This is a genomic window from Cupriavidus sp. KB_39 (assembly GCF_052114485.1).
Taxonomy (GTDB): domain Bacteria; phylum Pseudomonadota; class Gammaproteobacteria; order Burkholderiales; family Burkholderiaceae; genus Cupriavidus.
The window spans coordinates 1-7,056 of record NZ_JBFREV010000076.1 but is presented as its reverse complement, the minus strand read 5'-3'; the positions used below and the strand labels follow the sequence as shown (position 1 = coordinate 7,056).

At 59.9% G+C, this 7,056-nt stretch carries 6 protein-coding genes; all 6 read right to left on the bottom strand.

Features of this window, described 5'->3' with window-relative positions:
• Positions 1-1,398, bottom strand: a 1,398-nt coding sequence (locus tag AB4Z27_RS28165; protein ID WP_441645860.1) for an ImcF-related family protein, incomplete at its 3' end; no start/stop codon positions are given.
• Between the two features lie 44 nt (positions 1,399-1,442).
• Positions 1,443-1,733: a PAAR domain-containing protein gene (locus tag AB4Z27_RS28160; protein ID WP_441591354.1), complete on the bottom strand. Its 291-nt coding sequence runs from the start codon at positions 1,731-1,733 to the stop codon at positions 1,443-1,445.
• A gap of 15 nt (positions 1,734-1,748) precedes the next feature.
• Positions 1,749-2,750: a T6SS immunity protein Tli4 family protein gene (locus tag AB4Z27_RS28155; protein WP_410748525.1), complete on the bottom strand. Its 1,002-nt coding sequence runs from the start codon at positions 2,748-2,750 to the stop codon at positions 1,749-1,751.
• A gap of 95 nt (positions 2,751-2,845) precedes the next feature.
• Positions 2,846-4,726, bottom strand: coding sequence for an esterase/lipase family protein (locus AB4Z27_RS28150; RefSeq protein ID WP_441591355.1), 1,881 nt, complete (start codon positions 4,724-4,726; stop codon positions 2,846-2,848).
• 60 nt (positions 4,727-4,786) lie between these two features.
• Positions 4,787-6,037, bottom strand: a complete 1,251-nt coding sequence (locus tag AB4Z27_RS28145; protein WP_441645859.1) for a hypothetical protein — start codon at positions 6,035-6,037, stop codon at positions 4,787-4,789.
• Between the two features lie 47 nt (positions 6,038-6,084).
• On the bottom strand, positions 6,085-7,056 hold a 972-nt coding region (locus tag AB4Z27_RS28140), incomplete at its 5' end, for a DUF2345 domain-containing protein (protein ID WP_441645858.1).

Below are 7,056 nucleotides of genomic sequence, written 5' to 3'. Positions count from 1 at the left end.
GAGATCGACGAGCACATCCTCCAGATCCTGCTGAATCGGACTGACGAGAAGCTCGCGGCTGGCCGCCGCATAGGGCTTCCACATGGCCGCAAGCAGGGCGGCGTCGCGGTTCAGGCCGAAGCGGGTGGTGAGCGGCGCGTGATGACCGGGGCGCGGTTCGTAGCGTTCGATCTGGTGTTGGAGGGCGACGAGCGAGCGGAGGCGCCCGGCTGGGCTCAACTCGGATGCGTTGGCATCGATAGCCCACTGCGTGGCGTGGATGTTGCGGGCGTTCTGGAAGCCGGACAGCAGCATCCCGGCGGTCCATAGCCCGATGGCGCCGAGGGCGATGGTCGAAAAGACGGTGACGGGGTGGAAACCGACACGCCGGCCGGGATGACGGCGGGCGGAATCGGCGATGTGTTGCCAGAGGGGCGATCTATTGGCCGGCGAGTGCGAAGAAAACAGGATACCGGCCGGCGTGATGCGGTGGCTATGCGTTCCAGCAAGGGCAGCCGACCACGCGGCAAGCGGCTTGATCCGAGCGTCAAGCCGTTGAGACAATTGTGCGAGGCGGGTCGCGGAACCGCCCTCCATTAGGCGTGCCGTTCCGTGGCGTGCAAGACGATCGCGAAGGTCCCGAAGACGCCCTTCAATAGCTGCGGCATCGGCGCGGCTCGGCAACGCGCAGCCTATGACAGAGGTATCGCTATCGGAATCGTGGTTCGCGGCAGAAACGTCAAGCACATAGGTGGGCGCTGCCCAGCGTAGTGCTTCGGCGATCCGAACAAGACGTACCATGCCGATTGGATTGCCGCGTCGGGAAGGATCAAGATTGGTGTTGTCATCGATCACTAGTAGGACAGCATCCACCGGGCGCCCGGGGCGGAGCTTCCGGAGTTCCGTCAACCATGCGTGATCCGGGCTTCCGTCTTGCCCTCCCTTTTGCCATAGCAGTACCGCATCGTCCGTCATCAGCCATTGGCGATTCGCCAGGTCGGGCAACAGCTTCTCGATGGTGTCGTCGGCGCCGGTGAGGAGCACCCAGGGCAGCCGATTGCCGCGCCGCAAGCACGCGCCAACCCGCTTCGGCCAGGTCTCCCGAAGCGATGATAGCGTTATCGGCTGTGTCGCAGAACTCCCCAGGCCACCGAGCGCGCCTTGCGTCGTGCCGACCAGATTGGACGCTCCAAGTCGAAGGTGGCCGCGCACCGCTTGCGACGCCTTGGCCCAGCGTGCCCATCTCGATAGCGAGGCGCCTATGGCCAGTACGAGCGCGCCCAGCGCAATCCCAGACAGCCACGTGCTCTTCGCCTCCTGTGTAGGGATGCCGAGGCGCTCGCCCCAAATGCTGATGGCACCGGCAATCAGTAGTGCGAGAACAAGGATCGACACAAGGTCAAGTTGCAGCTTCTTCATGATGGCGTGATGCTTTTGCAGGTGTTACCCGTCTTGGGGGCGAGTCAGACATCCATGTATGAGGTGTATTGCGACGGCAGCAACAACGGGCTGGGGCTGCAACGGCAGACACAAAGATCGTCGCTCAGCGCAGCCTCGCGTCCATCGGGGCCCGTGGTGGACAGGCGCGGACCGATACATACGATCTGTCCCACCGACTTGCAGACTGGACACCAGACTGGGTCGCCCTCATAGGCTTGCTCGCGATGCCCTACCATATCGTTGGCGTCTCCGCCCTGTACGATGCCCCCCAAGGTGGTGAGATCCCCCCTCAAGATGTCGTATCGTCTGGTCATGCCGACTCTCCTGGCTCACAAGGCGCCGGGCCGAAGCCGCATGCTGTTGAGCAATGTGTCCCACATCTGTATGGCGCCGGCTTCGTCGACAGGAGATGTCGCGAGCTCCGGTGTAAGAGAATGCGTACTTGGSCCCCCCAGTGTCAGCCGAATCTCGGTGTGGGGTTGCGCGACGGTCTCGGGGTCTCCCTGCGCCATCAGATAGAACTGATAGATCTGTATCGTTCCATCAGTGATGGAAAACAGTACTTCCTCTGCTTCCATCCCGGCGACCTGTCGTTTGCCATCACGCAGGAAGCGGACGTTGCCGCTGAAGCCTTTATTGTTCAAGTTACCGCGTAAATCTGGTAGGGTCTGACGAAGCGATAGCTTCTTGTCTGATTCCACGGCATCGCGCATTCTGATGAGGAGCCCCGCGTACCTTCCCGGTAGCAGAGCAAAGCTCTGAGTAACGCGCTCGCTATCGCGTGAACGGCCGCCAATCAAAGCCCCGTCGATACAGAATCCTGGTTCGGTCGGGACCGTCCAGTCGTCACGATAGGTGACGTCTCGAAGGACTTCGGATAGGCCGGCGATGGCGGACTGAATAATCCTCTTGGGTACCGTCGACTTCATCGCTAGCATCGTGCCGCCGGCCAGGACGTATCCTTCCTGCTTGAAGAAGGGATCCGGTCGTTTTCCATCCATCGTAAATAGGAAGACTCGTGAGTTTTGGGTCGGTGATGCAACCTGCTCCAGCATCGGTACATTCACCTTAAAACGCATGGATTCCAAGCCCCTTTCCTTCATCTCCTGGTAGGAAATCGAGCTCTCGCGCTTTTCCCTGCGCAGCGTTTCTTCACGTTTGCGCATTTCATGGTCAAACGTCTGGAAGCTGACATTCCTCCTGATCTCAATTTCGTCGCCCCAGAAGCCGTAACGCTCAGAACTGATCTCGCTCGCCGCAGGGCGATCGAATACGAAACGGCCGATACACCAAGGTCTCGAATTAGCAAGCAGCGGGTTGTTCATCATCATAGGTTCCACGGGAGCGATCTGCGCACACGCAGACAGAAGATTCATTGAGACAAGAATCGGGAGTATAGAAAGTCGGATTCGATAGGATGTTCTCGTCAATTATCTAGCCCCTCAACGGAATGGACGATTCTTGCAACGCTATAGAGAGTGGCCCAGCGCGACCACGGATGATTGAAGCTGGCCTGGTGCTCGTACCCACCTTGCACGAAGACCATCTGCACACCTCGGGCTTTATTGCCCGGAACGCCAGGTAGCAAGCCTCGGCCTTGCGCCGCAGCGGACAATGCAGGCACCGTCCCGTCTCCCGGGACAATGCCGTTATCCCGCTGACCAGGCTGCGGGATAACGGCCGCCTTCTGGACGGTCACTTTGACAAACTGCCCGCGGACGAGAACGATCATCGTCCCGTTGTGATCATCCTCAATCAATTTTGCGGCTATGAGATCTTCCTTCGTCGTACCATCGGGAAAGGCTCCCTCCCACAAGACTTTGCCCCAGGTTTGCAATTTTTCCGCGGGCAGTCCGGGTTCCAAAGGCTTGGGCGTCTTCGATTCCGCTGTCGAGTGAGGTTTCAGATTTCCATCTGCATAAAGCGCGAAAGTGTTGGGATGATATGTGTTGACCAAGCGCTCTTGACGCTCTACTACGGACTGCATCAAACCGCTGTAGTACTCAAATACATCAAGAGACATGTCCTTCCGCTTCAGCATCTTCTCCACCACCCCTGCGGGATCGAGCAACGATCTGTCCGGAAGTAACCCGTACCAGACTGCATCGGTGTAGAGGCTCCTAATCGCATCTTTCTCTGGAAGGGCTATGATCTCCCTACCGTCTCGTTTGTCCACGAATATCCACCACGGTGCCCCATCGTTGTAATCGGGCGTCGGGGACAGTTCCATCGGCCCTTCCGCGTTGCTGGCGATCGCCACGAACTCAGCATCGTCTCGGCCAAGAAGACTCTCGTTAATGAATCCTTCGGCGCCTGTGCGGAGTCGCTTTGCAAATAGTGGCGCGCCAGTGGCCGGCTGAACTCCATGGATGACACCGAGGATGTCGTTCTCTCCGCCGCAGAATGCCGAGGCCATGCGGGCCACCAGTCCCCCCATCGAGTGGGTGATGATGATGGCCTTGTCGGTATGGTTTTCGCGGCAGATCTGGCGAATGCCCAGAATTGGCGTAACTTCCTTGGTCACTGTGTGTTTGAAGGAGAGTCCGTCCAGCACCTCCTGCGCTGACTTTTCATTTGATTGCAGGAAGTTGTAGCCAATGGCGTAGACGGGATAGCGATACCTGGCCAAGGCCTTGAATTCGTCGGAATCGGCAGTGATCGCTTGCCCCTCTCCGAAAGCGCCATAGTCCTTCGGATCCGTACCGAGCACGGCCTTCAAGGCGGCGTTCTCCCCGCCAGGATCGCCATGTGCCCATTCCCCAATCGGCTTACCCATCTTCATAGGATTGTTCAGTGTGGACTCAAGCCACGCTAGCGTCGGATGGTAGCTCCAGCGATGCACGGTGCCCCAGCCGCGTCGACGAGCCTCGTCTTCGTCAAGGCCACAGTCACCCACGTCCACCGGGCCGAATGGATCGACGACCGCACCCAGCGGGTCATATCGGCTGGCGCGACCGGCGGCGCTTCTGAACCATCCGCGAATGATAGAAAGGACGCCGCCGAGGCTGGAGAGCACAGCATCCATGTTCGGTGGATACCATACGGTCTCCGTCGAGTCTTCCTTGCTCAAGAGCAGCGAACCCATGACACCTGGCAGGAAGACGACGGGGATCGGCTGCCGGTCGTCCGCGTAGACTTCCTTGCGCCGCTTGTCACTATCCGGCGTTAGGAGCGTCCGGACGGAGGGCGTGCCATCCGGGTCGAAGCCGCCCTCTAGTCGTACTACTTGTTCCTCTCCCGCTCCAGTGTCGGAAAGGGGCACGTTATCCAGCGCGGGATTCGCCGGGCTCTGCATTCCACCGCTCATACCACTCCTCATTGATCGTGCATGGAACAACCATTCGTCACAGATCGGATCTGAACGCCGTCATCGGTCGATCGGCTTCAGGATGGCGCAGTCGAACCGGTCCGGCTCACCGACAAAAATCACCGGACACTGCCCGTTACCACCCATCGACAAGGCTGCGCACGCTATGGCAAGCCATGGTGCCGCCGCGCGTGCATCGCCGATGGTTTGATCGATCTCAACTGGGCGCCCATGCATGCCCAACGCCAACGACGCCTCACGCAAACGTCCCGCCTCGCTGGCGGAGACGCCGGTCTGCCAGCCGCCCACAGTTCGGTCACCGGATAGGCCGCCCCACATTAATGCGCGGGAGATCGCTTCGCGCGCATCGGAGAACCTGCCTCTGACCGGGCGATGCAGCGCGGCGACGCCTGAGAGCCGATGCTTGGATGCATGCGATTCAGGGACCAGCAATAGCGCAACGCCTGCCTCCGCGGTGCCTGCTGGTGGTGTGTYCGCCAACAGGCCGTGCAGTTGCACGGAGACGAGCAGGATCGCGCAGTCGGCCTCGCCTTCGAGCGCTGCGTCCATCCATTGGTCGAGGAACATGAGACTGGGTGGCGCATCGCTGACCGGTGTTTGTGTAGCCCGCAGCGGCTTCGCGTGCCAACGCTCCTGCCACAACGCTTCGTTCTCCCGTGGCGTGAACTGATTGGCAATATGCAGCCGAACCGCGATGTCTAGTTGCATCGGCAGGGACTGGATCTTGTCTGAGATCTCTGCAAGCAACTCATCGAACAACCATGCTGTGACTTCCCGACGCCGACGACGATCGTCCTCTGCTCGTCCCGCCGAGGTTCGCATGCCGGGTGTGACTAGCCACCGCGCCTTGACTGGCTCGCCTGTATCGGCAATCGGGGCTTGGACGGCAAGACGCAGGGCGCCCGAGCGTACGCGAGCGAGGTCCTGCTCTTCGGGGTATGACGAGAAGCGCGTCGCTGCCCCAAGGATCCTGAGTGGCACGCTTGCCGCCTGGAAAACCTGCGTGTTATAGGCCTGGACGACTTCATTGTGCAAAGAAGCGTCAAGCTGCTTGCCTTCGTAAGCACTGAAGCGGCGCAGGACAATCCAGGCCGGCACCCCTATAGGGAAGCCAATGACGCTAATCCAGAATGCCGGAGTGCTGGTTGGCAAGTCTGCCGGCCAACATAGCAATACAACGGCGACGCCCAGCAAGAGCATGCCGATGAAGAGCACAGACCATAGCAGTCGGGAAGGCGGTCGGACCTTTGCAGAAGTGGACTCAGGCAGTAGTGAGAAATCGACAGCCATTATTCAGTCCTGTGGTGTGAGCTGACGCAAATCAATGGAAATCCGGTTCACGCTGTGCCTCTCGCTTTCCGCAGGATTCGGATCTCGACACCCTCGACATCGTCGCTCTTCTGCATCTGCGTGCGCCCGTGCTCGTCCGTGATCCCCTTTATGCGGCTGCCGTCGCCCCGGACGATCTCGTAGGGATGACGCTTAAGCACTTCACCGGTAATTCTGCTATGCAGGACAAAGGGGTCGTTGAATGCAGTTGTGCGAAGACTGTTCATCTGCTGTGCGAGGGAAGAGGGGCCTTGCCGACTGAATGCTGCGGACTTGACGGTGCGGTCTCCGCGCGTACCGTCTTCGATGCCGGTAGACGACATGCGCAGGTATGAGCCACCGCACTTGAGCAGCAGTTCCTCCTTTGCTTCGATGACGACCCGTCCGTTGCCGCTCTTGATGGTCATGTCCTTTCCGGAACGAAGAGTCATCTCGTCGCACTGCGCGTGCATCTCGATCTTGCCCTTCGCCGCGATCAGCCTGATGCCGAGCTTTTGGGCGAACAGCGACACCATCTCTCCCGCAGCCAGGGTGAAGCGTTTGAGAACGCTCAGATCCGCTTGGTTTCCGGACGTGAGAATCAGATTGTCGATGGCGGTCAGTTGCAGGTCGCTGCCTGAGGCCAGTGCTATGCCGGCGGGTGCGCTGACAAGCACGCCTGCCTTTCCGAGGTCCGCGAGCGTCTCGTCAAGCAGCGCCTTTTGCCGTCTGCAATCGGCGGCACTGGCTTCTGCTACCGAAGCCGCTGACGCCAGCGCCTCGCTCTGTTGCAGTGCTTGATCAAGGAGGCGTCGCGCCGCTTCCATTTCGAGTTGTTGACCGTTTGCCTTTGGCTGGTCATCCGCCGAGATAAACAACCCCTTACCGCCCCGAATCGCCCCCCAACCAGACGTCCGCAGCTCGAACCCCTCCCCCCGCTTCTTCCACTTCCCATCCACCATATGGCCAAGTGTCAGCTGCGATTTGCCGGAATGCTCCGT